The following is a 26,785-nucleotide window of genomic DNA, read 5'->3' on the forward strand; positions in this document are numbered from 1 at the left end:
AGCCCATGCATCCATCGAAACGAAACCGTTTCGCTTGTGGCCTGGCTCACGCGTGCGGCAGCGGGCCGAGTTGCCACGCCCCCGAGGCACCGAAAGCATTGGGGGGTGAGTGACGATGTCGCGTATCTCCGATTTCCGCATCTGCACGACGAACTGCTGTGCTTCACGGCCGAGGACGACCTGTGGGTCGCGCCCCTGGTGCCGGAGGGCCGTCGCCCAGGACGGGCCTGGCGCGTCACCGTCGACCGGACCAGGGTCGGCCACCCGCGCTTCTCCCCCGACGGCGGCCTGATCGCCTACACGACCTGGCGCAGCCTCGACCCGGAGATCCATCTCGCCCCCGTCGACGGCGGCCCGGCACGGCGGCTCAGCTACTGGGGTTCGACCGACACCCGGGTGTGCGGCTGGACGCCCGACGGTCACATCCTCGCCGTCTCCTCGCACGGCCAGCCGTTCTCGTACTACTCCTGGGCCTACAGCATCACCACGGACGGAGCGCCCGGCGGACAGCTGCCCTGGGGGCCGGTCTGGGACATCGCCGTCACGGACCTGCCCGGCGGGGACCGGCGCACCCTGCTGCTCACCGGCAAGCCGCCGCACGAACCGGCCGCCTGGAAGCGCTACCGCGGCGGAGCGACGGGCCGCCTGTGGCTGCACGGCGAGCGACTGCTGGCGGACCTGGAAGGCCATCTGGACTGTCCCATGTTCATCCGCGGCGCGGGCACCGAGCGCTGGTCCCCCGACGACGGCGGACGGATCGCGTTCCTGTCCGACCACGAGGGCGTCGGCAATCTGTACTCCTGCCTGCCGGACGGGACAGGCCTGCGCCGCCACACCGACCACGACGCCTTCTACGCCCGGCACGCCTCGAGCGACGGGCGCAGGGTCGTGTACCAGTGCGCGGGCGACCTGTGGATCGTCGACGACCTGCACATCCCCGATGGCCGGCCGCGCAAGCTGGAGGTACGGCTGGGCGGGCCGCGCGCGGGACGCCGTACATACCAGGTGCCGGCCGCCAACCATGTGGGCGGGGTCGCGGTCGACGAGACCGGGCGGGCCAGCGCCGTCAATGTGCGCGGCAGCCTGTACTGGCTCACGCACCGCGACGGACCCGCCCGGACCATCGCGGACACCCCGGGCGTACGGGTACGGCTGCCGGTGATGCTCGGCAGCAGCGGACAGGTCGCCTATGTCACGGACGCGGACGGCGAGGACGCCGTCGAGATCGCGTATCTGCCGCGGGCCAGCGGCGACCGCGAGGCACGCCGGCTGGCCTCCGGGCAGCTCGGCCGGGTCCAGGAGATGGTCTCCGGCCCGGACGGGGAACGGCTCGCGATCGCGACGCACGACGGGCGGCTGCTGCTGCTCGACGCCTCCGAGGAGTCCACCGGCGAGGTCACCGAACTGATCCACTCCGTCAACGGGCCGGTGCGGGACATGGCGTTCTCCCCCAACGGCGGCTGGCTGACCTGGTCCCATCCGGGTATCGGGCGCTCCCTGCGCCAGATCAAGATGGCGCACATCGTCGACCGCACGATCGTCGACGTCACCAACGGCCGCTTCGAGGACGAGAATCCGGTCTTCACCCGCGACGGCCGCTTTCTGGCGTTCCTGTCGTGGCGCGGCTTCGACCCGGTGTACGACGTGCACACCGGTGACCTGTCCTTCCCGCTGGGCTGCCGCCCCTATCTCGTACCGCTGTCGTCCGCCACGCCCTCGCCCTTCGCGCTCTCGCCGGACGGACGACCGGCCGCCGGCGGGCTCGATCCGCTGGAGGAGACCGGCGACAGCTCGGTGATGGTCGAGATCGAGGGTCTGGAGAACCGGGTGACGCCGTTCCCGGTCGCCGCGTCCAAGTACTCGGCGCTGTACCCGGTGGCCGGCGGCGGACTGGTCTGGCTGCGCTGGCCGATCTCCGGTGCGCTCGGCGAGACCTTCGTCAATCCGGCGGACACCTCGGGGCGCCCCACGCTCGAGCACTTCGACATCTCCAAGGCGCGCAAGACCGAACTCGTCGGCCACCTGGACTGGTTCTCGGTGAGCGGCGACGGCAGCCGACTGGTCGCCGTGGACGACGGGGACCTGAGGGCCTTGCCCGCCACCGAGACGGGCGACAGCGACTCGACCGTGTTCATCGACATGCGCCGCATCCTGCACGAGGTGGACCCGCCCACCGAGTGGCGCCAGGCATACGCCGAGGCGGGCCGCATCATGCGGGACTTCTTCTGGGACCCGGACATGTCCGGGATCGACTGGGACGGCGTGCTGGAGCAGTACCGGCCACTGGTCGAACGGGTCGCGTCGCCGGACGAGTTCGCGGATCTGATGCGCGAGGTGCTGGGCGAGCTGGGCACCTCCCATGCGTACGTCACCCCGGCGCGGCGCAACGAGGGACCGCCGCACTACCAGCGCGCGATGGGCCTGCTCGGCGCGAACCTCGTGTGCCGGGACGGGAAGTGGCTGGTCAAGCGCATCCTGCCGGGCGACTCGTCCGACTCCAAGGCACGCTCTCCGCTCGCGGGGGCCGGGATCCGGGAGGGCGCGGTCCTCACCCATGTCGACGGACGCCCGGTGGATCCGGTGGCCGGCCCGTACCCGAGGCTGTCCGCTGCCGGCGGTACGACCGTCGAGCTGACCTTCCGCCCGGCAGACGACGAGAACGGGCGGCCCCGCCGGGTGGCGATCGTGCCGCTGGTGGACGAGCGGCCGCTGCGCTACCAGGACTGGGTGGCCAAACGCCGAGCGGTGGTCCGGGAGTTGAGCGACGGCAAGTGCGGGTACCTGCACATCCCGGACATGGGAGGCTCCGGGTGGGCCCAGTTCAACCGGGATCTGCGCCTGGAGGTGTCCCGCCCCGCCCTGATCGTGGACGTGCGCGGCAACGCCGGAGGCCACATCAGCGAGCTGGTCATCGAGAAGCTGACCCGGAAGATCCTGGGCTGGGACCTCACCCGCAACGCCCAGCCGGTCTCCTACACCTCGAACGCGCCGCGCGGCCCGGTGGTGGCGATCGCGGACGAGGCGACATCGTCGGACGGCGACATGATCACAGCGGCCTTCAAACTCCTCAATCTGGGCCCGGTGGTGGGCAGCCGCACCTGGGGCGGCGTGGTCGGCATGACGGGCCGCCACCGCCTGGGCGACGGCACGGTGATCACCGTTCCGATGAACGCGGCGTGGTTCGACGCGTACGGCTGGTCGATCGAGAACCACGGCGTCGAACCGGACCTGGATGCGCTGCGCACGCCCATGGACTGGGCGGAAGGCCGCTACGCGCAACTGGACGATGCCGTCCAACTCGCCCTGGACATGCTGAAGTCCGCTCCTGCCGCTGTCCCACCTGACTACTCCGGCACCCCCAACCGCCGCCGCCCCCCGCTCCCGCCACGGCCGTAGTGCGGGAGCACGTCGCAGGGGCGCGTCGCACAGAGAAGAAGCCGGCACACGGAAGAGGCGCACCCGCCCTCGCGGGTGCGCCTCGTTCAACCGTGCCTCACGTACGCCTCGTCAGGCGTCGTAGCCCCGGTCCATCCTGTCCTCGCCCTCGTGCATCTCGTCCTGCATGCGCTCACGCCGCTGGTCCCGGGACTGCGAGCCGCGCTGCGGAGACTCCGGGCGGCCCTGCTGCGGTCGGCTTCGCGACGGCTGCTGCTGGGGTGCCGGCTTGCCGCCACGCTGCGCCTGCTTGGCCTGGCCGGCAAGCCGCTGTTCCTTGTCCTTGAACTGGTCCTGAATGCCCATGGAAGTCACTCCTTGAAGGGAGAAGGGGGGTCGGGGGCGGGGTACGCCCCCTGGGCTGCGACCAGCCTTGCACGCACGGACACACCACGCATTTCGATCAGTTACGCTCCGTGCGCTCCGTGCGGGCCGACTCGTCGGCCGCTCCGCCCGCCCCCACGAGCCCCTTCGCCACACCGCCCAGCCGCGGCTCGAAGCGCCTCATCTCCCGCTGGCCCACCGTCCCGACGAGCCCCGGCAGATAACCGCGCACCGCCTGCATCCCGCGCAGCCACCACTGCGCGTACACATGCGGGGAGCGGCGCTCGATACCGGCCACGATCCGGTCCACCGCCGGACCCAGCGGGTACGTCCGGTTCGCCGGCCACGGCAGCCGCTGCCTCAACTCCCGCATCACCTCGTCCTGGTCGGCACCCCGCACCATGTCCGTGTCCGTCCAGGACAGATAGCCGACCCCGACCCTGACGCCCCTGTGGCCGACCTCCGCGCGCAGGCTGTGTGCGAACGCCTCGACGCCCGCCTTGGACGCGCAGTACGCCGTCATCATCGGTGCCGGCGTGATGGCGGCCAGCGACGCGATCTGCAGGAAGTACCCCCGGCTTTCCGTCAGTACGGGCAGAAACGCCCGCCCCGTCACCGCACTTCCGATCAGGTTGACCTCGATCACCCGGCGCCAGGCCACCGGATCGGAGTCCACGAACGGGCCGCCGGACGCCACGCCCGCGTTGGCGACGACGATGTCGACCTTGCCGAAGCGCTCCTTGACCTCCTGTGCGACCCGTGTCATCGCCTCGTGGTCGGTGACGTCCGCGTGCCAGAAGTCGTTGTCGGCGTGCAGCCGCTGCGAGACCTTCTTGAGCTCGTCCGGCTCGAGGCCGACGAGCGCCACCTTCGCGCCGCGCGCCGACAGTTTGCGGGCCAGCAGTTCGCCGACACCGCGCGCTGCGCCTGTGACGACCGCGACCTGTCCTTCCAGACTCGTCCTGCTCATACGGCCTTCTCCTTTGCGTTCAGGTAGGTGCCGGCCAGCTCGCGGAGCTTGGCCGTGACCGCCTCCGGCGCCTCTACCGGTGTCATGTGCCCCATTCCGGCAAGTTCCACCAGCTCGAGGCACTGGGGCAGCGCGGCGGCCAGGTGGCGGGAGTGCACCATGGGGGTCAGCCGGTCCGCGGTGCCGCCCACGACGATCGCGGGCACGTTCATGCCCCGCACACCCGTGTCCAGGTCGAGTGCGCCGAGGACGTGGGACCAGGCCACCCGTGTCCTGCGGGCGCAGGCGTGCACGATACGGGCGCATTCGGCCACCCGCTCCGGTGCCGAACCCGGTCCCATCGTGGCGTACTTGAGGATGCGCTTCGACAGCGCGGTGACCGGGCCGAGCGGTGCGGGCGCGCTGAGCACGAACTGCGTGAGCCTGGTGCGCAGTCGCCCGGACCGCAGAGGCAGCACAAGCGACTCGTCGACCAGGCGCGCGCTGCCGGTGCTGCACAGCAGCACGGCGGCCGCGTGCTGCCGGAAGCGGTCCCGCCCGGAGGCGGCCATCAGCGTCATACCGCCCATGGAGTGCCCGCCGAGCACGGCTTTCTCCCCCGGAGCCAGTACGGCCGCGAGCACGGCCTCCAGATCGTCGGCGAGCGCGTCGGTGGTGTAGCCGCCGGGCACTGCCGGCGTACGGCCGTGGCCGCGCTGGTCGTACGCGATCACGCGGTGGTCGGCGGCCAGGTCCCGTATCTGCGCGGCCCAGAAGTGCGTGGAGCAGGTCCAGCCGTGGGCGAGCACCACGGTGGGCGCGCCCTCGGGGCCGTGTTCCTCGACGTGGATGCGCGAACCGTCGGCGGAGACGGCGGTCAGCTCGCGCCGGGCGACCGGCGGGGCGTCGGTGCGCTTGAGCAGCCGGCTCATCGCGCGGCCTCCGCACTGCCGGCGGAGGCTTCGGCCTTCGCGGCGGCCTCGGCGACGGCCTTGGGCCCCCGGACGACCTCGTACTCCCCGAGGTCCACCTGCCGCGTCGCGCTGCGGAACTCACCCGTGGTGCCCGGCCAGATCGTGGTGTTGCGGCCGTTGGCGTCCAGGTACCAGCTGGTGCAGCCGCCGGTGTTCCACACGGTCCGCTTCATCCGGTCCTGGACCTTGCGGTTCCACGCGTGCACGGCGGACGGCCGCGCGGAGAGCACCGTTCCCTCTCCCAGGACGTTCAACTGCCGCATGTAGTCGGCCATGTAGTTCAGCTGGGACTCGATCATGAGGATCATCGAGGAGTTCCCGAGTCCCGTGTTCGGGCCGATGATCGTCATCCAGTTGGGGAAGCCCGCCGCGGTCGCGCCGCGCAGTGACTCCATCCCGTCCTTCCACGCCTCCGCGAGCGTGATGCCCTCCGCACCGACGACCCGCTCGGCGATCGGCATGTCCGTGACATGGAACCCCGTACCGAAGATGATCGCGTCGACCTCGGTCTCGCTCCTGTCCGCGCCCACCACCGTCGACCCGCGCACCTCGCGCAGCCCGGAGGCGACCACGTCCACATTCGGCCGGGCGAGCGCCGGGTAGTACGTGCTGGACAGCAGGATGCGCTTGCAGCCGATGCGGTACGAGGGCGTGAGCCTGGCCCGCAGCTCCGGGTCCTTGATGTGCTTGGCGATATTGGCCTTGGCGAGCCGCTCGATGAGCCCGAGTTCGTTCGGCCGCTTGGTGAAGGCCTGTACCTGCAGTTCCCGGATGCCCCACAGGAGTCCGCGCCGGGCGGCACCGGTGAACGGCAACTGCCGGTGCATCCAGCGCTCGGCCGCCGTGATCTTCCGGTCGACACGCGGCATCACCCACGGAGGGGTGCGCTGGAAGACGGTCAGCCTGCCGACCTTCGGCTGGATCGAGGGCACGATCTGGATCGCGGACGCGCCGGTCCCGACCATGGCGACGCGCTTGCCGGTCAGGTCGTAGTCGTGGTCCCAGCGGGCGGAGTGGAAGACCTTCCCGGGGAACTCGGCGAGCCCCGGGATCTCGGGGATCTTCGGGTCGGACAGCGGCCCGGTCGCGGAGACGACGACATCCGCGGTGAGCCGGCCCTGCGAGGTCTCGATGTCCCAGCGCCGGGCGTCGGTGTCCCAGCGCATCATCAGCACGTCGTGGTTCAGGCGCACATGCGGGCGGAGCCCGAAGGTGTCGGCGACATGCTCCAGGTAGGCGCGGATGTGCTCCTGGCCGGAGAAGGTGCGCGGCCAGTCGGGGTTGGGCGCGAAGGAGAAGGAGTAGAGGTGCGAGGGCACGTCGCAGGCGCAGCCCGGGTAGCTGTTGTCCCGCCAGGTGCCGCCCACCGAGTCCGCACGCTCCAGGACGACGAAGTCGGTGATACCTTCGCGGCGCAGCCGGACCGCGGCGCCCAGGCCGCCGAATCCGGATCCGATCACCGCCACCCGTACATGCTCGTGCTGCTGGTCGGTCATCCCGCGCCTCCCGCTGAACGTCCCGGACCGTCCCGGGCCGGACCCACTGACGTTGCCAGCAAACACTGGCATGGTGGGGAGAGTAGAGCAGTGGCATACCGAGCGGTAGGGGTAGGGCGCAACAAGTTACCGGCGGTACAACATAGGCTTCTGCTGTGACTGAAGCGCGCGAGTACCGCATGGAGGAACTGGCCAAGGAGGCCGGCATCACAGCGCGCACCGTGCGCTTCTACCGCGAGCGCGGTCTCTTGGCGCCACCCCGCCGCGAGGGCCGGATCGCCTGGTACGACGACCACCACCTCGCCCGACTCCGTACGATCGCCGCCCTGCTCGAGCGCGGCCACACGCTCACCGGCATCGCCGATCTGGCCACCACGTTCGAGAGCGGCCGGGACGTGGGCGAGGTGCTCGGCCTCGGTGAACCCACCGAGGAGACCCCGGTCCGGCTCACCCCGGAGGCACTCGCCGACTACTTCGAGGGCGAGGTCACCCCCGAGAACCTGGCCACGGCGCTGGAGCTCGGCTATCTGGCCACCGACGGCGACGAGATCGTGCACATCAGCCGCCGCCTGCTGGACGTGTCGGCGGCGCTGGTACGGGAGGGGGTCCCGCTCTCGGCGGTGCTGGAGGCAGGCCGCCAGGTCCGCGTCCACGCGGAAGCCCTGGCCGACCTCTTCGCCGCCACGCTGAGCACCCACAGCGCCGACGCCGGACTGGAGCGGCTGCGCCCGCTGGCGAAGAGCGTGGTCGAGGCCGAGCTGTCCATGGCGATGGACCGCCGTATACGCAGGGCGCCCGAGGCTGCCGAGAACGCGCAGCAGCCGGGTCAGAGTTCGTAGACCGCCGTCACCGGCGCATGGTCGCTCCACCGCTCGCCGTGCGTGGCCGCCCGCTCGACAAAGGCCTTGACCGCGCGGCCCGCAAGCCCGGGCGTCGCCACCTGGAGGTCGATGCGCCAGCCGGTGTCGTTGTCGAAGGCGCGGCCGCGGTAGGACCACCACGAGTACGGACCCTCCCGGTCCGGGTGGAGCGCGCGCACCACGTCGACGTACCCGGCCTCGTCGTACACACGGGTCAGCCACTCCCGCTCCTCGGGGAGGAAGCCGGAGTTCTTCCCGTTGCCCTTCCAGTTCCTGAGGTCGGCCTCCTGGTGGGCGATGTTCCAGTCGCCGCAGACCACGACCTCGCGGCCGTCCGCCGCCGCCCTGGCCCTGAGCCCGGTCAGATAGGGCAGGAACTCGTTCATGAAGCGCGTCTTCTCGTCCTGCTTCTCCGTGCCGGCCTCGCCGGACGGCAGATACAGGCTGGCGACGGTGACCCCGGGCAGATCCGCCTCGGCATAGCGGCCGCTGCCGTCGAACTCGCTCGAACCGAAACCGATCCGCACGTCGTCCGGCTCGCGCCGCGTGTACAGCGCGACCCCCGCGCGACCCTTCGCCGCGGCCGGGGCGTACACCGTGTACCAGCCCTCCACGTCACGCACGGCGGCCGGCAGCTGATCCGCCTCGGCGCGTACCTCCTGGAGACAGACGGCATCGGCGGACGTACCGGCCAGCCACTGGACGAAGCCCTTCTTCGCGGCGGCGCGGATCCCATTCACATTCACGGATGTCACGGTGAGCACCACGGCACCATACCGACCACCCGCATTCGCATACACGTACGCTTCTCGGCATGCATGTCAGAACAGTCGCCTTCGATCACCCCGACGCCGTCAAGCTCAACGACCAGGTCCAGCTCGAATACATCGAGCGGTACGGGGACGAGGAGGGGGACGCCACACCCCTCGACGCCTCGATGTTCGTGCCTCCGGAGGGTCTGTATCTGATCGCGTACGACGGGGAGGGCCGCCCGCTCGCGACCGGCGGCTGGCGCACCCAGGACGCGGGCCCGCTCGGCTACGCGGACGGGGACGCCGAGCTCAAGCGCATGTATGTGATCCCCGAGGCACGGGGTCTGGGTCTCGCCCGCCGGATCCTCGCCGCCCTGGAGGAGGACGCCCGCTCCGCCGGCCGCACCCGGATGGTGCTGGAGACCGGTGACATGCAGCCCGAGGCGATCGCGCTCTACACCTCCTGCGGCTATCTTCCGTGCGCCAAATTCGGCCACTACCGCGGGTACGAGAGCAGCCGCTGCATGGCCAAGCTCTTGTCGCGCCCCTGACATTTCTCAGCTTCCCGTGGCACTCTGCCTCACGCACGCCGATCCGCACCGCCTCATCCCCCACCCCGCCCCTGCGCGCTGAGGGGCGGGCACGGCAGAAGGAGACATGCGTGAGACGCCATCGCACTGCCACCGCAGCCCTGTTGGCCGTCACCGCCCTGTTGGCCGGGGCGCTGTCGGCCACCTCCGCCGGCGCCGCCCCCGCACCCGCCCCCTCCCCCGCCTCCTTCGCACCGAAGCAGGCGGCCAAGGGCTTCTGGACCGCCGAACGGATGCGCGCCGCCACCCCGCTCGATCTCGTCCCGGTCGGGCCCGGCGCCCTCAAGTCCCCCGCGCCCGGCGGCGAGGAGACCGTCATCGCCCCCACCGCGTTCCCGCAGCCCGGCGGACCGTGGAGCAGCGGCGGCGCGGTCGTGAAGACATCCGGCCGGGTGTTCTTCACCATGCAGGGCCGTACGGCCTCCTGCTCCGGCAACTCGGTGACCAGCCAGAACGGCAGCACGGTCATCACCGCCGGCCACTGCGTGAAGTACCAGGGCGCCTGGCACACCAACTGGGTCTTCGTGCCCGGATACGACAACGGCCAGGCCCCGTACGGCCAGTGGAGCGCGACCAGGACGCTGGCCACCGACCAGTGGGCGGCGAGCGAGGACATCAACTACGACGTGGGCGCGGCGGTCGTCGCCCCGCTGAACGGCAAGACGCTCGCCGCGACGGTCGGGGCACAGGGCCTGAGCTTCAACGGCGGCTACAACAAGCCGATGTACGCCTTCGGCTTCCCCGCGGCCGCCCCCTACGACGGCTCCAGGCTCATCCACTGCAGCGGGAACAGCTCCCGGGACTTCCTGTTCTCCAAGGACCACAGCCTGGGCTGCAACATGACGGGCGGCTCCAGCGGGGGCCCGTGGTTCACCTCGTTCAACGAGGCGACCGGCACCGGTCTGCAGGCCTCGGTGAACAGCTTCGGCTACATCTTCCTGCCGAACCGGATGTTCGGCCCGTACTTCGGCAATGAGGCGAAGGCGGTCTACGACAAGGCCCAGGTCTCCTGAGCGTGCCGCCCGCCGGGTGAGTGGGGTGGGGGCGCGGCGCTCCCCGCCGGTCTCGTCCGATGCCACCCCCGGCACCCTTCGATGACGCACGAGCCCCTGCCGGAACGTCCGGCAGGGGCTCGCGTGTCGGCCGTGCGACGTGTCAGGCGACGGCGCCCTCGCCCTGCGCCAGCAGCCACTCACGGTTCAGCGAACCCAGCGGGATGCGGTGCTGGAAGACGGGCGTACCGAAGATGGACAACTGCAGCTGCAGCCATCCGCTCAGATCGACCCCGCCGTGGAGCTTCCAGGACCCGGCCACGGACGTGGGCGTGGCGGTCGCGCTCGCCTCGCCGCGCACATAGGGAGCGAGGTCGGCGGTGACGCCGACCGCGCCGTACAGCCCGATACCGGCCTCGACCCCGAGGGCGGCCTTCACCTTGCCCGCCGCGGTCACCTTGGCGCGGACCGGGGTGCCGGTCATGTCGGCCGTGCTGACCGGCTTCCAGCCGCCGGCCTTCGAGTAGCTGCCACCGACCCGGAAGTCGCCCTTGAGGTCCTGCTTGACCTCGACGGTGACGCTGCCGTCCGCGGCCACCTGGACGTAGGCGGTGAGGTCGAGATTGACCACGACGGGCACCGGACCGACCTGGATCACCGGGTCGGCATGCAGTTTCGCGAACGGGATCCGCACCGGCTTGCCGCCCGCGACGGCCTTGCCCTTGAGCTCCCACTGGGAGGCCCAGTCACCCGTGAGCCCCAGGAACGCCGAGTCCGGCGAGAGGACGGAGGACCCGTCGTAGGAGAACTCGACCTTGGGCGCGAGCTGCACATAGCCCGCGACCGACGCCGCCCCCTGCACGGGAGCATCTTCGGAGACCGGGAGCGGGACCGAACCGCCGACGTCGATCCGCAGACTGCCGAGGGGCACGTTCGCACCCTGGGGGCCGGCCGTGATGTCCCCGGCCTTCGCCCAGGAGACCTTCACGCCCTTCACCAGCGGCTCGACGTCGACCGTGGCCGGGTCGACCGGCACCGCGCCGTCCGCCTTGTCGTCACCGAGCAGCGCGCCGAGCGTCGTCGGCGCGGTCCTCACTTCGGTGCCCTTCTCGCTCTGCCCGGCCACCTCGGTGACCTTGGCGAGCAGTCCGTCGGGAGCGCCGGGCGCGGGTCCGCTGGCGATGATGTCGCCGACGGCGGGAGCGGTCTCCCCGGCGGGGGCACTCTTGCCGGGCGCGGGCGACGCCGACGGCGCCTTGCCCGCCCCGGATATGACGGCACGCCGGCTGCCGCGGTCGTACGAGGCGACCTTCAGCGGCGACTTCTTCGCCTGACCGTCCTTGCCCACCCGGGCGACGGCGGTCGGCTCACCCTCGGGCACGCCGGCCACGGCGAGCTGCCGTGAGGGACCGGCCTCGGGGGTGGCTGTGGTGAGGGGACGCGACGCCTCGGCGCCGGCCGCGGCCGGGGACGACGCCCCGGTATCGGCCGAACAGCCGGTGGCGAGCAGGGAAACGGTGACCAGTGACGCTAAAGCGACATTTCTGACCGGGAACTTACGCATGCAGGAGATCCTCGGAGCGTGTGTTTGGGGGATACGCGCAACAGGGAAGGGACTCGCGTCATACCGGCGAGTAACAACCGGGCGTACTTTCCCACACCCGCCATGACCGCCGCGGGGATTCGACGGACCCCGCACCATGACGTGCACCACACCGCACCGCGGGCAGGCACCGGCACGCCACCCGGGCGGATGCGCATGACGGCAACCGATCGGCAAGGAAAGGGGGTTCGGGCCCTCTCGGGTCCCTCCGCGCAGAGGAAACGGCGACGAAAAGGGGTGGCGGACGGCACCCGGACCTCCCGCGCCGCTGGACATGTGACGTCGCCTCAGGCCGACGGGCAGTCAAGAGTGCTGCCCGGCACCACGGTCGGCCGGACCGCCGCATCGGAGCCGGCTCGTGAGCGGGACGGCCTCGAAGACCGGGCCCCCGGGCGCCGTCCGACAAGCGTGGGTCGTTGACGGGATCGGTGAGGGCGAGCTGTATAGGGTCTGGGCAACCGTCCTTCCCCGCGGGGCCGGCCGCCCCCCATCAGACGGATCTTCCCCGCAGGCCGTAAGCGCAGACTTGACCGATCATCAGGAGTGCTGTCGTGCGCCCCATGGAGACATCATCTGCGCCCGGCAACTTCGGCTGGAACCGTGGGACAGCGACACTGGTGCTCCTGTCCTTCGCCATGCTGATCGTTTCACTCGACCAGTACATCGTGGTCGTGGCACTCCCCGACATCGCACGCGACCTCGGCTATTCCGCGCAGACGCTCCAGTCGGTCATCAGCGCCTACGCAGTGGCCTCGGCCGGCTTCCTGCTGTTCGGCGGGCGCGCCGCCGACCTGCTCGGACGACGCCGCATCCTGGCCACCGGCCTCGCACTCTATGCCGGGGCAGCGCTTGTGGGAGGACTCGCGACCAGCGCCGGAATGCTCCTCGTCGCCCGCGCGGTCCAAGGTCTCGGCGGAGCGCTCGTCTTCCCCACCACTCTGGCACTCATCAACACCACCTTCGCCGAAGGCCCCGCCCGCAACCGCGCATTGGGAATCTGGGGAGGGTCAGGCGCGGCAGGGCTCGTCATCGGTGTGCTGCTCGGCGGTCTTCTGACGCAGGCGTTCGGCTGGGAAGCGGTCTTCTTCGTCAACGTCGTCCTGGCCGGCCCTGCGCTGCTGCTTGCCTTCGTTCTGATCCCCCGGGACGGTGAACGCGAGAAGGGCCGCACGTTCGACCTGCCCGGTGCGCTCAGCGTCACCCTCGGCGTCACGCTCGTCGTGTTCGCCCTCGTGCAAGGCCCCGGACTGGGCTGGCTCACGCCGGTCATCCTGGTCGGCGCAGCGGCGGGACTGCTGCTGCTCGGAGCCTTCGTCGTCATCGAGCGGCGCAGCTGCGACCCGCTCATGCCACCTCGGCTGCTCACCAACCCCAACCTGGTCACCGGCGTCGTCATCGCGTTCATGTTCATGGCGACCTTCGGCTCCGTGCTCTATTTCCTGTCCATCTATTTCCAGGAGGTGCTGGGCTACGACGCATTGCAGACCGGCGCCTGCTTCGTCATCCCCACGGCGGTGGTGGTGGCCGGCTCGACAACCGCAGGCCGGCTCGTGACGCGGTTCGGTCTCAGGCGCACACTGGCCGCAGCCCTCGCCGTCGGTGCGCTCGGTGCGGTTGCACTCGGCCTCACGGTCACGCCGAACGGCACATACATCGAACTCGTCCCCGGCCTCGTGGCGCTCAGCATCGGCGACGGGGTGGTCTTCACCACCATGTTCATCGCCGCCGCCACCGGAGTCCCCGACCGACAACAAGGCATCGCCTCCGGCATTGCCTCCACCGGCTCAGGCGTGGGCGCGGCTGTCGGCCTCGCCGTCCTCGTCCTGGTGGCGACTGCCGGCCTTGATGGTCTCTCCGGTGAACAGCTTCGAATCGCCACCGCCGACGGGATCAGCACCACGCTCTTCGTCGTGGCAGGCGGAATCGTGCTGACCTTCCTCGTCGCTTTGAGCCGGTGCCCGACACCGAGCGAACCGGAACCCGCCCCCGTGCCGTACCAGATCCGTCGCTGCTGACAGCGTCCAGGACCTGCCCGGACATCCGGTCGGGCACCAGCTGCAGCGGATCAACCGTCAGTTGGTGCACGACAAGAGAGAGCCCCTGTCGGACTGCTCCGACAGGGGCTCTCAGCTGCGGTGGACCTGTGGGGATTTGAACCCCAGACCCCCTCGATGCGAACGAGGTGCGCTACCAGACTGCGCCACAGGCCCTTGCAACGAGTGAAACTCTAGCATCCCGATCGGGGTGCTTGGAAATCCGTTACCTGCTGGTCACGGACCCCGTCCCGGGGCGGTGTCACTCGTTGGCGGCACGCGGTCTGTCCTCGTCCGCGTACTGGTCGAAGAGCGGGGTGCGGCCGTGTTCGCGCGACCGGCGGGGCGAGGGCGGGCGACGCTTCGGGGAACCGTCGGCGGCGGGGGACGCCGCGTCGGGGTCCGCGTCGGCGTGTGCCTGGGCCTGGGCCTGGGTCGGCTCGGCCGTCGAGGACCGGGCCGAGCTCCAGGTCTCCGGGTCGCTGATGTCCACACCGCTGTAGGCGCGCGGGGCGACCGGAGCCGTCACATAGGTCGGCAGCGGGACCGGGACCGGTTCCCAGCTGTCGCCCCGGGCCGGGCCGCGCTCGCGCTGCTGGTCCACCCACTCGGCGTGGTCGGTCTGCTCGACCAGCGCACGGCGGCCGGCCTCCTGGGGGGAGAGCTGGGGAGCCGGCTCCGGTTCGGCCCGCGAGGCGGACACTTCGTCCTGCTCCGCCGCCGCATCCGCCGCCGGCTGGTGCCGTCGCGGACGACTCTCGCGCAGCCGCTGGGCCGCGGCCTCGGCCCTGCGCCGGTCCATGGTGAACGCGAAGCGCCGCCGCTCCTGCCCCCGCAAATGGATGATGTAGAGGCTCAGCAGCAGTGCCGGTGCGAGCGGGGCCCACAGCAAGCCGAGCCCGCCGACCGCAGCGACGATCGAGCCCGCCGTGAAGACCATGAAGAGGACCGTGATCGTCCGTCTGCGACGGGCCAGGACCCGGCTGCGCCGGGCACGCTCGATCGCGGCCCGGTTCGGAACGCCGGGGCGCTTGGCCGGCCGCGCCGTGGCCGGCGGACCTGCTTGACCTTTCGGCGCCGGAGGGCGCCCCGGCATGTCGAGACGGGCTTCCGTACGGGCCGGGGGCGCGGCGAAGGCCCGGACGTCCACGGAACTCAAGCGGTCCGTGACGGCGTCCGGGTCCACCTCGGGCTCGGGCTGCTCGGCGGTGCGCTCACGCAGCTCCTTGGCATACCGGCGCTCCATCGCCGCGCGTCCGGACAGCAGCCGGATGGCGGTGGAGAAGCGTTCCGTGGGACGGGCTTCATTGAGCTCGTCCTGCCTGCGGAGCCACATCGGCACCAAGTAGGCGGCCCAGGCCCCGACGATGACTGCATAGATGAGGCCGCTGCTGCTCACGCATCACACCGTAGAGGGATTCGCGCAAGGGGATCCGCCAATTGGCCCGGTGTGTCGCACGATCTGGCTGATATCACGGACTTTTTTTGCGATTGTTCGGATCACCTCATGGTCGACAGTGATCGATTTCGAACATTTATTTTATTTTCCGAGCTGTTCCTGGTCGCGCCTGGTGCCAGCGGTGAAGCAGCCCCTCCGGCACCTCCTCGGCCGTCAACGCGAAGACCAGATGGTCCCGCCACGCACCGTCGATGTGGAGATAACGGGGGCGCAGCCCCTCTTCGCGGAATCCGAGTTTCTCCACCACCCGGCGGCTCGGACCGTTCTCCGGCCGAATGCAGACTTCCATCCGGTGCAGCCCGACCGTACGGAAGCAGTGGTCGACGGCGAGCGCGACGGCGGTGGGCATGACCCCGCGGCCCGCGACCTCACGGTCCACCCAGTAGCCGACATGGCCCGAGCACATCGAGCCCCAGGTGATCCCTGCGACCGTCAGCTGGCCCACCAGACGGCCCTCGTACTCGATGACGAAGGGCAGCATGCGCCCCGCGTTCGCCTCTGCCCGCAGATGGCGGACCATCTGGCGGTACGTAGGGCGCTGGGCGACCGGGCCGCTGGGTGCGGGCGGCGGGATCGTCGCCTCCCACGGGCGGAGCCAGTCGCGGTTGCGCCGGTTGACCTCACGCCAGTCCCGCTGGTCGCGCACCCTTATGGGGCGGAGGCTCACATCGCCGTCCGCCAGCGTCACCGGCCAGGAGACTCTCATGACGGCCGGGGATGGTCGCCGCCACGAAGCTGGTCGACGGCATGGCGCAGGAGCTGTTCGAGTACGGCGAGCCCGTCGCGTACCCCGCCGGTCGAGCCCGGCAGGTTCACGATGAGCGTGCCGCCGGCCACACCGGCCACCCCGCGGGACAGGGCGGCGGTGGGCACTTTTCCGCGGCCGTGGGCCCGGATCGCCTCGGGGATTCCGGGGATCTCGTGATCGAGGAGCGCGCGGGTGACGTCCGGGGTGCGGTCGGTGGGCGAGATGCCGGTTCCGCCGGTGGTGAGGATGACGTCGTACCCGGCGGCCACGCCCTCGCGCAGCGTCTGGCCCACCGGGTCACCGTCGGGGACGACCCGGGGACCGTCCACGGCGAAGCCGAAGGAGACCAGCGCCTCGGCGATGAGGGGCCCGCCCGTGTCCTCGTACACCCCTGCCGCGGCGCGGTTGGAGGCGGTGACGACGAGCGCGCGGTACGGCGCGGGCTGCGCGCCGCCGGGGCCGGACCCGGGTGCGGCGCCCGGTGCGACACGGTCCTGCCGGGACGCGTCCTGGCCGGCGCCGTGGGTCTGGCCCGGTTCGACGGCCGTCATGATCTGGCCTCCTCTTGCGCCGCGTCCTGCTTCCCGGCCGCCTCCCCGGACGCCGCGTCGCGCCCGGGTGCCGCCTCCCGTGACCAGTCGCCGGACTTGCCGCCCGTCTTCTCCTCGACCCGGATGTCCGTGATGACCGCCGCCTTGTCGACCGCCTTGACCATGTCGACGACGGTCAGCGCGGCGACCGAGACCGCGGTGAGCGCCTCCATCTCCACGCCCGTGCGGTCCGTCGTCTTCACGGTGGCGGCGATCTCGACCGCGTCGTCCACGACGGAGAGATCCAGCTTCACCCCGGAGACGGCGAGCGGATGGCACAGCGGAATCAGATCAGGGGTGCGCTTGGCGCCCATGATCCCCGCGATCCGGGCCGTGGCGAGCGCGTCGCCCTTGGGGACGCCCTCGCCGCGCAACAGTTCCACCACCCGCGGGGAGACCAGGACCCGGCCGGTGGCCCGCGCGGTGCGCGCGGTCACGTCCTTCTGGGAAACGTCGACCATGCGGGCCGCCCCCGCCTCGTCGATGTGCGTCAGCCTGCCTTGCGTACTCATTCTGCGCCTGTGCTCCCGGTCCGGGCCCTTGGGGCCTGTGTGGGCAGACACGGTACCGCCACTGCTCGCCCGCCACCCCAGGAGGACCGCCCGCCTCACCCCAGGAGGACCACCTCGACCTCGGCGCCCGGCTCCATGGAGGTGTCGGACTCCGGCACGACGATCAGGCAGTCGGCGTGGGCGAGCGCCGCGATCAGATGGGACCCGGCGCCGCCGACCGGGGTGGCACTTCCGGACTCGGAGTCGTACACGCCACGCAGGAACTGGCGCTTCCCCTCCGGGGAGGACAGGGGCTCGTCCGCCTTGAGCACGGCGCGCGCCTTCGGGCGGTGCACGTCCGGCAGGCCCATCAGCCTGCGGATCGCGGGGCGCACGAACAGCTCGAAGGAGACATAGGAGGAGACCGGATTGCCGGGCAGGGCGAGCAGCGGGGTGTGCTCGGGGCCGATCGAGCCGAAGCCCTGCGGCTTGCCCGGCTGCATAGCGAGCTTGCGGAAGTCGATCCCGCTACCGGGCTCGTCCTCGTCGCCGACCGACGAGAGGGCTTCCTTCACCACGTCGTACGCACCGACACTGACACCGCCGGTCGTCACCAGCAGGTCGGCGCGGATCAGCTGGTCCTCGATGGTGGCGCGCAGCGTCCCGGCGTCGTCGGTGACCGCGCCGACCCGGAAGGCCAGGGCGCCCGCGTCCCGCGCCGCGGCGGCCAGCGCGAAGCTGTTGGAGTCGTAGATCTGGCCCTCGCCCAATTCCTCGCCGGGCTGGACCAGTTCGCTGCCGGTGGACAGGACGACCACACGGGGCCGCGGCCGCACCCGCACGGTGCCGCGCCCGATCGCGGCGAGCAGGCCGATCTGCGGGGGGCCGAGGACCGTGCCCGCCGCAAGGGCGAGCTCGCCCGCCTGGACGTCGCTGCCGCGGGCCCGTACATGGGCGCGCGCCTCGACCGGGCGGTGCACCCGGACCTCGCCGCTCGCGCCCTCGGGCGCCTCGCCGGCCGGACGCATGGCGGTGGCGGCTCCCCCGCCGGTGCCGCCGTCCGTCCACTCGACGGGAACGACCGCTTCGGCGCCGGGCGGCAGCGGCGCGCCGGTCATGATGCGTGCGGCCTGGCCGGGGCCGACGGTGGGCAGCCCCTCGCCGCCCGCCGCGACGTCGCCGATGACGCTCAGCACGGCCGGGAACTCTTCGGTGGCGCCGGCGACATCGGCCGTGCGCACCGCGTACCCGTCCATGGAGCTGTTGTCGAAGGGGGGCAGCGCGACCGGGACGGTGATGTCGTCGACCAGGACACAGCCCTGGGCGTCGGGCAGCTGGAGCTCGATGGGATCCAGTGGGCGGATCGCGCCGAGGATGTCCTCCAGATGGTCGTCCACCGACCAGATCGTGCTGCTCACGGTCCTACATCTCCTCGGTGACGTAACTGCGGAGCCAGGTCCGGAAGCCCGGGCCCAGGTCTTCACGTTCGCACGCGAGTCTGACAATGGCGCGCAGGTAGTCGCCTCGGTCGCCTGTGTCATAGCGGCGGCCCTTGAAGATCACGCCGTGCACCGGGCCGCCGAGCTTCTCGTCCGCGGCGAGCTTCTGGAGCGCGTCGGTGAGCTGGATCTCGCCGCCACGGCCCGGCTCGGTCTCCCGGAGTATGTCGAAGACGGCGGGGTCGAGGACGTAGCGGCCGATGATCGCCAGGTTGCTGGGCGCCTCGGTCGGGTCGGGCTTCTCCACCAGGCTGGTGACCTTGACGACGTCGCCGTCCTTGGTCGGTTCCACGGCCGCGCAGCCGTAGAGGTGGATCTGGTCCGGGTCGACCTCCATCAGGGCGATCACACTGCCGCCCTCGCGCTCCTGGATCTCCACCATGCGGGCCAGCAGCGGGTCGCGCGGGTCGATCAGGTCGTCGCCGAGCAGGACGGCGAAGGGCTGATCGCCGACGTGCGGTGCGGCGCACAGCACCGCGTGGCCGAGGCCTCGCGGGTCGCCCTGACGGACGTAGTGCATGGTGGCGAGGTCGCTGGACTCCTGTACCTTTGCGAGCCGTTCGGCATCGCCCTTGCGGGTGAGTGCCTCTTCGAGCTCGTAATTGCGGTCGAAGTGGTCCTCGAGGGGACGCTTGTTGCGGCCGGTGACCATGAGCACGTCGGAGAGGCCGGCCGAGACCGCCTCCTCGACGACGTACTGGATCGCGGGCTTGTCGACCACAGGCAGCATCTCTTTGGGAGTGGCTTTCGTGGCAGGCAGAAATCGGGTGCCAAGGCCTGCGGCGGGGATGACAGCCTTGCTGATCCTGGGGTGCGACTGAGTCATGCGGAAGACCATATCTGCTGAGTATGGGCGGAAGATGATACTCCGGTTAACTTCCGCCTCATAAAGAGGTATACGAGAGGTTTACGAGCGAGCAATGAGCGAAGAAATGTCCGGAAAGAGTGCGGTACGGACCGAACTCCTTGGTGCCCGAGGGCTCCTGTCCACCGAGGACGTCCAGAAGGCCGCCGCGGTTCTCGCTCGACACGCTGTGAAATTGCCTGAACTGACCGAAGCGACGACCGTCGCCGCTTATGTCTCGGTCGGCCGCGAGCCCGGCACCCGCGCACTGCTCGACGCACTGCGCGACCGCGGGGTCCGCGTCCTGCTCCCCGTGCTGCTGCCGGACAACGACCTGGACTGGGGCGTGTACCGGGGTGAGGAGCATCTGGTGCGCGCCGGGCGCGGTCTGCTGGAACCCGACGGCGGGCGGCTCGGCCCAGACGCCGTCGTCGAGGCCGGCGCCGTACTGCTGCCCGGCCTGGCGGTCGACGCGAACGGTATGCGGCTCGGCCGCGGCGGCGGCTCGTACGACCGGGCGCTGGCCCGCCTCGCCGCCGCCGGGGCGAACCCCGCTCTCGTCGTGCTCCTGTACGCGAACGAAGTGGTCGCGCGGGTCCCCGTGGAACCTCACGACCACCCCGTGCACGCGGTGGTGACACCCGAAGGCGTCACCCGCTTCAGCCCCCCGAAGCACCCTTCGGCGTCAGCGTGAGGGTGTCGACGGTGCGCGCCGAGACGGCCTCCGCGCCGTAGGACCACTCCAGCAGATCGCCCTTGGCCCACTTGTCCGTCTGGTCGGTGTAGTGCGCGTTGTACGCATGTCCCGAGGCGCCGGTCAGGTTGATCCAACGGGACTTGTCCCAGTCGCCGGCGTTGAGGACCATCCGCATCGACGGCACCCACACCACTTCGTAGCCGCTGGCCGCGTTCCAGCCGGTGGCGTTGACCGCCGCCTCGCCGCCGCCCAGGTTCCACGGCCCGCGGTTGAGGACGAACTGCAGGAAGCCCGGGCCCTCGGTGCCCAGCGTCTGGTTCTTCAGCGTCAGCTGGTGCAGCCGGCCCCAGCTCCAGGTGGATGCATCCTTGCCGAGCTCGGCCGTCAGCTCCCAGCGGGCGTCCACCATGGCGCGGGCCAGCAGCTCGTCACGGGTCCCGGTGGCTGACTCCGTACGGGTCTTCGGGGAGTGCCACCACTCGTTGTCCTCGTCCTTCATCAGCCGTCGCACCACCTCGTACCACCGGTCACCGCCGTCCGGCTGTGCGGAGTCCCCGTCGCGCTGGCCGCACTCGCGCACCCGCTCGCCCAGGTCGTCGTCCGGGGCGGTGCTGTCGGCCGGGCGGACGTTCAGGCACTCGCCCTCGATCCGCAGTTCCTTGGGGAGCTTGTTGCCGAACGCCAGCTTGAGGACGTTGCGCCACACCGCGTTGAAGTACGCGGCGGCACCGGAGTCCGGCTCCTGGGTGTAGTCCCAGCCCTCCAGCAGCTTCTGTGCCTCGCGGACGTAGGGGTCCGAGATGTCGATCTTGAGCAGATACGGGGTCAGCAGCTTGGCGATCTCGCTGCTGTTGTCCATCTGCATGGTGCGCATGTCTTCGGTGGAGATCTTGCCGCCGCCCTGGATCTTCGACTCTATGAGGTCGTTGATGCGCTGGCTGCGGGCGCCGTAGCCGTAGTCCTCGGTGATCAGGTAGGGGTACTTCTCGGCATCGATGACCGACTGGTTGGCAGTGACGATGTAGCCGCGCTCGGGGTTGTACTCGTACGGCAGCTCGTCGAAGGGGATGTACCCCTTCCACCTGTACCTCGGGTCCCAGCCGGGCGCGGGCGTCGAGCCGTCGCCCCGAGAACGCACCGGGATCCGGCCGGGCGCCTGGTAGCCGATGTTGCCCTTGGCGTCGGCGTAGACGAGGTTCTGCGAGGGCACCTCGAACTTCCGCGAGGCGTTGCGGAAGCTGCGGAAGTCCTTGGCCCGGTTGAGCTCGAAGACGGCGTCCATGGAGTTGCCGGGCTGCAGGGCGGTCCACTGCAGGGCGACGGCGTAGCCGGTGCCCCGGTCGGGTGCCGAGTTGGAGACGGGGGCCTTGTCGCCGACCTTCTCCAGCTGATTGCTGCGGTCGGAGACCAGGGGCCCGTGCTCGGTCGAGCGCACCGTGATCGTCTTGTCGGCGCCGCCGGCGACCTTGATGACCTCCGTGCGGACGGTCAGCTTCTTCTCCCTGCGGCCGACCGTGTAGGAGTCGCCCGTGAGCTTCTCCAGGTAGAGGTCGGTGACGTCCGCGCCGAGGTTGGTGAAGCCCCAGGCGACGTCCTGGTTGTGGCCGATTATGACGCCCGGCATGCCGGAGAAGGTGTAGCCGGCGACGTCGTACTTGCAGGCGGCGGAGACGGTGCGGCAGTGCAGGCCCATCTGGTACCAGAGCGAGGGCAGCTGCGGCGCGAGGTGCGGGTCGTTCGCGAGAAGCGGGTCGCCGGTCGTCGTGTACCGGCCGGAGACGACCCAGGAGTTGGAGCCGATGCCGTTGCCGCTCGGGCCGAGCAGGGCCGGGACGGAGTCCAGGGAGTCGGACAGCGCGGACAGCTGGGAGTTCAGCCCGGAAGCCGCGTCGGCCGGGCTGCCGGCGGTGCCGTCGCCCGTGCCGCCGGCGTCACTGCCGTTCGCTCCGCTGCCGCCGTCGTTCAGGTCGGACGGCCTGGCCGCCGGGTCGAACGTGCCGGTGGCCGGGTCGATACCGCCCTCCGCGACGATCGGCTTGTTCCGCTCGTACGGATAGGGCGGGTAGAGGTCGTCGATCTGCTCCTCGTCGAGCCTGCTGGTCAGCAGCGAGCGGTCGATCTCCTCCTGCATGTTGCCGCGCAGGTCCCATGCCATCGCCTTGAGCCAGGCCACCGAGTCGACCGGCGTCCAGCGCTCGGGCTTGTAGTCGTTGACGAGGCCCAGGGCCGCGTACTCGACGGACAGCTCCTCGGCCGAGCGCCCCTCGAGGTAGGCGTTCACACCGGCCGCGTAGGACTGCAAGTGCTTCTTGGTCTCGGCCGACAGCTTGGTGTCGTACTCCTGCTGGGCGATGCGGCGCCAGCCCAGCGTGCGCAGGAAGGCATCGGTCTCCACCTGCCCCGAGCCGAACATCTCGGAGAGACGTCCGGCCGTCATGTGGCGGCGGACGTCCATCTCCCAGAAGCGGTCCTGCGCCTGGACGAAGCCCTGGGCGAGGAACAGGTCCTCGTCGCTGTCCGCGTACAGCTGCGGGATGCCGTAGTCGTCGCGCTTGACCTCGACCCTGCCCTTCAGGCCGTCGAGTTCAAGGGTCCCGGTGGTCTGTGGGAAGGAGGCGCGCACCGTGCTGATGCTCCAGTACGCGCCGTATCCGACACCCGCGACGAGCGCCAGCACCAGGACGAGCACGAGCAGGCGGGCGCGACGCCCCTTCTTCTTGGGGGAAGAGGCGGTTGTGTTGGCGGGCATCGCTGTCCTTCGAGGGGCAGGGTGGTCCTGGGGAGTGCTGGGGCAACTCTAGGCGCAGCACTCAACCGGCCCGGACGCGGTATCCGCAAGGCAGTACCCGCCCCCGTCCGGGCACACCATCAGCCCGTCAAGAGAACGTTAAAGATTAGGTAAGGTAACGAAGTGTCGAGGGCCGTCACACCAACCGGAGCGGCCGTCCGGCTCGTCGGCGTGAGGGGAAGGATCGGCCACTGACTGTCCACCATCTCAACGAACTCCTGCTCATCTGCTCGCTCGTTCTGCTCATCGCCGTTGCGGCCGTGCGCATCTCGTCCCGCAGTGGGCTCCCCAGCCTGCTGCTGTATCTGGGCATCGGGGTGGCTCTGGGGCAGGACGGCATCGGCGACGTCGGCTTCAATGACGCAAATCTGACGCAGGTGATCGGGTATGCCGCACTTGTGGTGATTCTGGCCGAGGGTGGTCTGAGCACCAAGTGGAAGGAGATCCGACCGGCGTTGCCCGCCGCGGTCGTGCTGTCGACCGTGGGCATCGCGGTGAGCGTGGGGGTCACGGCCGCTGCCGCCCACTATCTGGTGGGGCTCGACTGGCGCCAGGCCCTGATCATCGGCGCGGTCGTCTCCTCGACCGACGCCGCCGCCGTCTTCTCCGTGCTGCGCAAGGTGCCGCTGCCCACCCGGGTGAAGGCCGTACTCGAGGCCGAGTCGGGTTTCAACGACGCTCCTGTCGTCATCCTGGTCGTCGCCTTCTCGACCTCCGGTCCGACCGACGAGTGGTACGTGCTCATCGGGAAGATCGCGCTGGAGCTGGCGATCGGCGCGGCCATCGGACTGGCGACCGGCTGGCTCGGCGCCTTCGGGCTGCGGCGTGTGGCGCTGCCCGCCTCCGGCCTGTACCCGATCGCCGTCATGGCCATCGCGGTGGTCGCCTACGCCGCCGGCGCCATGGCACACGGCAGCGGCTTCATCGCCGTCTATCTCGCCTCGATGGTGCTCGGCAACTCCAAGCTGCCGCACGCGCCCGCCAACCGGGGATTCGCCGAGGGGCTCGGCTGGATCGCCCAGATCGGCATGTTCGTGCTGCTCGGCCTGCTGGTGACCCCGCACGAGCTGCCCGGCGACTTCTGGCCCGCGGTGATCGTGGGCCTGGTGCTGACAGTGGCCGCGCGCCCGCTGGAGGTGTTCATCAGCCTGATCCCCTTCCGCATCCCCTGGCAGGAGCAGGTCCTGATGTCATGGGCGGGGCTGCGCGGCGCCGTGCCCATCATCCTCGCCACCATCCCGATGGTCTTCGGGGTCGAGGGCAGCGGCCGGATCTTCAACATCGTCTTCATCCTCGTCGTGGTCTACACCCTCATCCAGGGGCCGACGCTGCCGTGGCTCGCGAAGGCGCTGAAGCTGGGCGACACCTCGGAGGCGGCAGACCTCGGGATCGAGTCCGCCCCGCTGGAGCGGCTGCGCGGACACCTGCTGTCGGTGGCGATCCCCGACGCCTCGAAGATGCACGGCGTCGAGGTCGCCGAGCTGCGGCTGCCGCCGGGGTCCGCGGTCACCCTGGTCGTACGGGAGGGCAAGAGCTTCGTGCCGTTGCCGACGACCGTACTGCGGCACGGCGACGAGCTGCTGGTGGTGGCGACCGACCCGGTGCGGGACAGCGCCGAACGGCGGCTGCGGGCGGTCGGACAGGGCGGCAAGCTGGCCGACTGGCTCGGAACGGGCGGAAACACGCCCCGCAGATCCCGTTAATCCCAGGCACACGTCAGTGATTTCCACCATTTCCCAGGTGGCATATGCCGTCCACCCCTGTACCATGAGGCCACACTGATCGACCAACTCTGCCTGACGCAGAGCTGGCGCGACCGTATGGCGGCCGCGGAGTCCCCGCAGTGGACCCCGGTATCTACCGCAGTTCCGCGCAAGAGGACAGCTCTCGGCTGCTCTCCGGCACCCCGGCGAGCGCTACCAGGCGGCAGAAAGGCACGGACCGTGGCATCCACGGTCGCTTCCGACAAGCGCCCCGGCTACGGGCAGTTGCTCCGTACCCCCGGAGCCTGGACGTTCCTGCTTCCCGGATTCGCAGCGCGGCAGCCCTTCGCGATGCTCACCATCAGCATCGTTCTGCTTGTGCAGCACACCACCGGCTCCTACGGCAGCGCCGGTGCGGCCGCCGCCGTCACCGGTGTCTCCATGGCACTGTTCGCGCCGCAGAGCGGCAAGCTCGCCGACCACTTCGGCCAGCGCGCCGTGCTGGTGCCCGGCGTACTCGTGCACACCGCGTCGGTGACCCTGCTGATCATCCTGGCACTGACGGACGCGCCCCTGTGGGCGCTGTTCGCGGCCGCCGTGCCGACCGGCGCCTCAGTGCCGCAGGTCGGGCCGATGGTCCGGGCCCGCTGGGCGGCCCGGCTCCCCGGGTCGCCGCTGCTGCCGACGGCCGCGGCCTTCGAATCGGTGACGGACGAGTTCACCTTCGTGGTCGGACCGGTCCTGGCCACCGCCCTGTGCACCGGTGTCCATCCCGCCGCGGGTCTGACCGCCGAGGCCGGGCTCACACTCGCCGGCGGCCTGCTGTTCGCCGCCCAGCGCCGTACGCAGCCCGCTCACGGCCGCCCCGCCCTGGACGGCCGCGCAGGACGCGTGTCCGCGCTGTCGGTGCCCGGGGTACGGGTCCTTGCCGTGGCCTTCCTCGGTATCGGTTCGGTCTTCGGAGGCATGCAGGTCTCGCTGACGGCGTTCACCGAGGAGATCGGACAGCCGGGCATGAACGGCCTGCTGTACGGGCTCTTCGCCGCAGGCAACATGCTGGCGGGCGTCGCCGTCGGCGCCATCGCCTGGAAGACCGGGCCGCGGCGCCGCCTGGTGCTCGGCTACACGGGCCTCACGGTCGCCGCGTCGCTGCTGTGGACCGCGCACTCCGTGGTGCTGCTCGGCGCGCTGGGCCTGCTGGTGGGCCTGTTCATCGCGCCCGCACTGATCATCGGCTACACGCTGGTCGATTCCCTGGTGCCGGCCTCGGCCCGCACCGAGGCGTTCACCTGGCTGACCGGCGCGGTGGCACTGGGCCAGGCGGCGGCCGTGACCGTGGCCGGGCAGCTCGCCGACGGGTACGGCGCGAGCGCCGGATTCGCGGTCCCGCTGGTGGGCACCGTGCTCGCGCTGACCACCCTGGTCGCGCTGCGCTCGCGGTTGTCGCCGAGAGCGACGGGACGGGTCGCAGCACGTGGGATCGGTCACCGCGTGCCTGTGACGGTGGACTGATCCGGCGGAATACGTCACTATGGACCGTCGTTAGCACTCATTGAGTGAGAGTGCCAGGAGGAAGACAAGTGCCGACCTACCAGTACCAGTGCACCGAATGCGGCGAGGGCCTCGAGGCGGTGCAGAAGTTCACCGATGACGCCCTGACCGTGTGCCCGAGCTGCGACGGACGCCTGAAGAAGGTGTTCTCGGCAGTCGGGATTGTCTTCAAGGGCTCCGGCTTCTACCGCAACGACAGCCGTGGTGCGTCGTCGAGCAGCTCACCCTCGTCGACGTCGTCGTCCACGTCGAAGTCGTCCGACTCGAAGAGCGCGGCCTCCACGCCGTCCTCTTCCTCGTCGTCGTCTTCCTCGTCGACCGCGTCCTCGCCGTCGAGCTCGTCCGGCTCCGCCGCCTGACAACCGCCTTTCCGAGAACCCCGCCGTCGCAGTGTGTACGGCGGGGTT

General features: G+C 70.5%; 22 protein-coding genes and 1 tRNA gene. 9 read left to right on the forward strand and 14 right to left on the reverse strand.

Annotation, left to right across the window (positions count from 1 at the left end):
• Window positions 1-105: 105 nt before the first annotated feature.
• The gene (locus ABZ208_RS03900; protein WP_356907976.1) at window positions 106-3,396 is read left to right on the forward strand and encodes a S41 family peptidase; all 3,291 of its coding nucleotides are present in this window, start codon (window positions 106-108) and stop codon (window positions 3,394-3,396) included.
• A 111-nt stretch (window positions 3,397-3,507) separates the two neighbouring features.
• Here ABZ208_RS03900 and ABZ208_RS03905 read toward each other — a convergent pair whose 3' ends face one another.
• From ABZ208_RS03905 to ABZ208_RS03920, 4 genes are all read right to left on the reverse strand, one after another.
• The gene (locus tag ABZ208_RS03905) at window positions 3,508-3,741 is read right to left on the reverse strand and encodes a hypothetical protein (RefSeq protein WP_356907977.1); all 234 of its coding nucleotides are present in this window, start codon (window positions 3,739-3,741) and stop codon (window positions 3,508-3,510) included.
• A 97-nt stretch (window positions 3,742-3,838) separates the two neighbouring features.
• Complete coding sequence (locus ABZ208_RS03910) at window positions 3,839-4,729, reverse strand: SDR family oxidoreductase (protein ID WP_356907978.1); 891 nt, start codon at window positions 4,727-4,729, stop codon at window positions 3,839-3,841.
• On the reverse strand, window positions 4,726-5,640 hold the full coding sequence (locus ABZ208_RS03915) for an alpha/beta hydrolase (RefSeq protein ID WP_356907979.1): 915 nt from the start codon (window positions 5,638-5,640) through the stop codon (window positions 4,726-4,728). The genes ABZ208_RS03910 and ABZ208_RS03915 overlap by 4 nt, the downstream gene beginning before the upstream one ends.
• Window positions 5,637-7,178 carry an NAD(P)/FAD-dependent oxidoreductase gene (locus ABZ208_RS03920; protein ID WP_356907980.1) on the reverse strand — a complete coding sequence of 514 codons (1,542 nt, stop codon included), beginning with the start codon at window positions 7,176-7,178 and terminating at the stop codon, window positions 5,637-5,639. The genes ABZ208_RS03915 and ABZ208_RS03920 overlap by 4 nt, the downstream gene beginning before the upstream one ends.
• A gap of 179 nt (window positions 7,179-7,357) precedes the next feature.
• Between ABZ208_RS03920 and ABZ208_RS03925 the strand changes: the two genes are divergently transcribed.
• Window positions 7,358-8,017: a MerR family transcriptional regulator gene (locus ABZ208_RS03925; protein ID WP_356908166.1), complete on the forward strand. Its 660-nt coding sequence runs from the start codon at window positions 7,358-7,360 to the stop codon at window positions 8,015-8,017.
• Here the strand turns inward: ABZ208_RS03925 and ABZ208_RS03930 are convergent.
• Window positions 8,005-8,802: an exodeoxyribonuclease III gene (locus ABZ208_RS03930; RefSeq protein WP_356907981.1), complete on the reverse strand. Its 798-nt coding sequence runs from the start codon at window positions 8,800-8,802 to the stop codon at window positions 8,005-8,007. The genes ABZ208_RS03925 and ABZ208_RS03930 overlap by 13 nt on opposite strands.
• Window positions 8,803-8,852: 50 nt before the next feature.
• Between ABZ208_RS03930 and ABZ208_RS03935 the strand changes: the two genes are divergently transcribed.
• A complete protein-coding gene (locus ABZ208_RS03935; RefSeq protein ID WP_356907982.1) occupies window positions 8,853-9,341 on the forward strand; it encodes a GNAT family N-acetyltransferase in 489 nt (162 codons plus the stop codon).
• A gap of 110 nt (window positions 9,342-9,451) precedes the next feature.
• Window positions 9,452-10,393, forward strand: a complete 942-nt coding sequence (locus ABZ208_RS03940) for a peptidase (protein ID WP_356907983.1) — start codon at window positions 9,452-9,454, stop codon at window positions 10,391-10,393.
• Window positions 10,394-10,535: 142 nt separating this feature from the next.
• On the opposite strand, the gene ABZ208_RS03945 is transcribed toward ABZ208_RS03940, so the two are convergent.
• Window positions 10,536-11,936 carry a hypothetical protein gene (locus tag ABZ208_RS03945; protein WP_356907984.1) on the reverse strand — a complete coding sequence of 467 codons (1,401 nt, stop codon included), beginning with the start codon at window positions 11,934-11,936 and terminating at the stop codon, window positions 10,536-10,538.
• A 599-nt stretch (window positions 11,937-12,535) separates the two neighbouring features.
• Between ABZ208_RS03945 and ABZ208_RS03950 the strand changes: the two genes are divergently transcribed.
• Window positions 12,536-13,990, forward strand: a complete 1,455-nt coding sequence (locus ABZ208_RS03950) for an MFS transporter (RefSeq protein WP_356907985.1) — start codon at window positions 12,536-12,538, stop codon at window positions 13,988-13,990.
• Between the two features lie 121 nt (window positions 13,991-14,111).
• Here the strand turns inward: ABZ208_RS03950 and ABZ208_RS03955 are convergent.
• The 7 genes from ABZ208_RS03955 to galU all read right to left on the reverse strand — a co-directional run bounded on the left by ABZ208_RS03955 (window position 14,112) and on the right by galU (window position 19,621).
• Window positions 14,112-14,185: transfer RNA gene (locus ABZ208_RS03955), tRNA-Ala, on the reverse strand.
• 85 nt (window positions 14,186-14,270) lie between these two features.
• Window positions 14,271-15,407, reverse strand: a complete 1,137-nt coding sequence (gene glpR / locus ABZ208_RS03960) for a gephyrin-like molybdotransferase receptor GlpR (RefSeq protein ID WP_356907986.1) — start codon at window positions 15,405-15,407, stop codon at window positions 14,271-14,273.
• 136 nt (window positions 15,408-15,543) lie between these two features.
• The gene (locus ABZ208_RS03965; RefSeq protein WP_356907987.1) at window positions 15,544-16,173 is read right to left on the reverse strand and encodes a GNAT family protein; all 630 of its coding nucleotides are present in this window, start codon (window positions 16,171-16,173) and stop codon (window positions 15,544-15,546) included.
• A complete protein-coding gene (locus ABZ208_RS03970) occupies window positions 16,170-16,766 on the reverse strand; it encodes a MogA/MoaB family molybdenum cofactor biosynthesis protein (protein ID WP_356907988.1) in 597 nt (198 codons plus the stop codon). The genes ABZ208_RS03965 and ABZ208_RS03970 overlap by 4 nt, the downstream gene beginning before the upstream one ends.
• Window positions 16,763-17,317, reverse strand: coding sequence for a cyclic pyranopterin monophosphate synthase MoaC (gene moaC, locus ABZ208_RS03975; RefSeq protein WP_356907989.1), 555 nt, complete (start codon window positions 17,315-17,317; stop codon window positions 16,763-16,765). Before moaC ends, ABZ208_RS03970 begins: the two co-directional genes overlap by 4 nt.
• 95 nt (window positions 17,318-17,412) lie before the next feature.
• A complete protein-coding gene (glp, locus tag ABZ208_RS03980; protein WP_356907990.1) occupies window positions 17,413-18,714 on the reverse strand; it encodes a gephyrin-like molybdotransferase Glp in 1,302 nt (433 codons plus the stop codon).
• A 4-nt stretch (window positions 18,715-18,718) separates the two neighbouring features.
• Window positions 18,719-19,621, reverse strand: coding sequence for a UTP--glucose-1-phosphate uridylyltransferase GalU (galU, locus tag ABZ208_RS03985; protein ID WP_356907991.1), 903 nt, complete (start codon window positions 19,619-19,621; stop codon window positions 18,719-18,721).
• Between the two features lie 94 nt (window positions 19,622-19,715).
• On the opposite strand from galU, the gene ABZ208_RS03990 reads away from it, so the two are divergent.
• A complete protein-coding gene (locus ABZ208_RS03990; protein WP_356907992.1) occupies window positions 19,716-20,333 on the forward strand; it encodes a 5-formyltetrahydrofolate cyclo-ligase in 618 nt (205 codons plus the stop codon).
• Here the strand turns inward: ABZ208_RS03990 and ABZ208_RS03995 are convergent.
• Window positions 20,299-23,085 (reverse strand): penicillin acylase family protein, encoded by a 2,787-nt coding sequence (locus tag ABZ208_RS03995; RefSeq protein ID WP_356907993.1) that lies wholly within the window; start codon window positions 23,083-23,085, stop codon window positions 20,299-20,301. The genes ABZ208_RS03990 and ABZ208_RS03995 overlap by 35 nt on opposite strands.
• A gap of 230 nt (window positions 23,086-23,315) precedes the next feature.
• Here ABZ208_RS03995 and ABZ208_RS04000 point away from each other — a divergent pair, with 230 nt between their 5' ends.
• The 3 genes from ABZ208_RS04000 (at window position 23,316) to ABZ208_RS04010 (ending at window position 26,737) form a co-directional block, all read left to right on the forward strand.
• Window positions 23,316-24,827 carry a potassium/proton antiporter gene (locus ABZ208_RS04000; RefSeq protein ID WP_356908167.1) on the forward strand — a complete coding sequence of 504 codons (1,512 nt, stop codon included), beginning with the start codon at window positions 23,316-23,318 and terminating at the stop codon, window positions 24,825-24,827.
• Between the two features lie 240 nt (window positions 24,828-25,067).
• Window positions 25,068-26,339, forward strand: a complete 1,272-nt coding sequence (locus ABZ208_RS04005; RefSeq protein ID WP_356907994.1) for an MFS transporter — start codon at window positions 25,068-25,070, stop codon at window positions 26,337-26,339.
• 68 nt (window positions 26,340-26,407) lie between these two features.
• A complete protein-coding gene (locus ABZ208_RS04010) occupies window positions 26,408-26,737 on the forward strand; it encodes an FmdB family zinc ribbon protein (protein WP_356907995.1) in 330 nt (109 codons plus the stop codon).
• The last annotated feature ends 48 nt before the right edge of the window (window positions 26,738-26,785 follow it).

This window comes from Streptomyces sp. NPDC006208 (assembly GCF_040613775.1).
GTDB lineage: Bacteria > Actinomycetota > Actinomycetes > Streptomycetales > Streptomycetaceae > Streptomyces.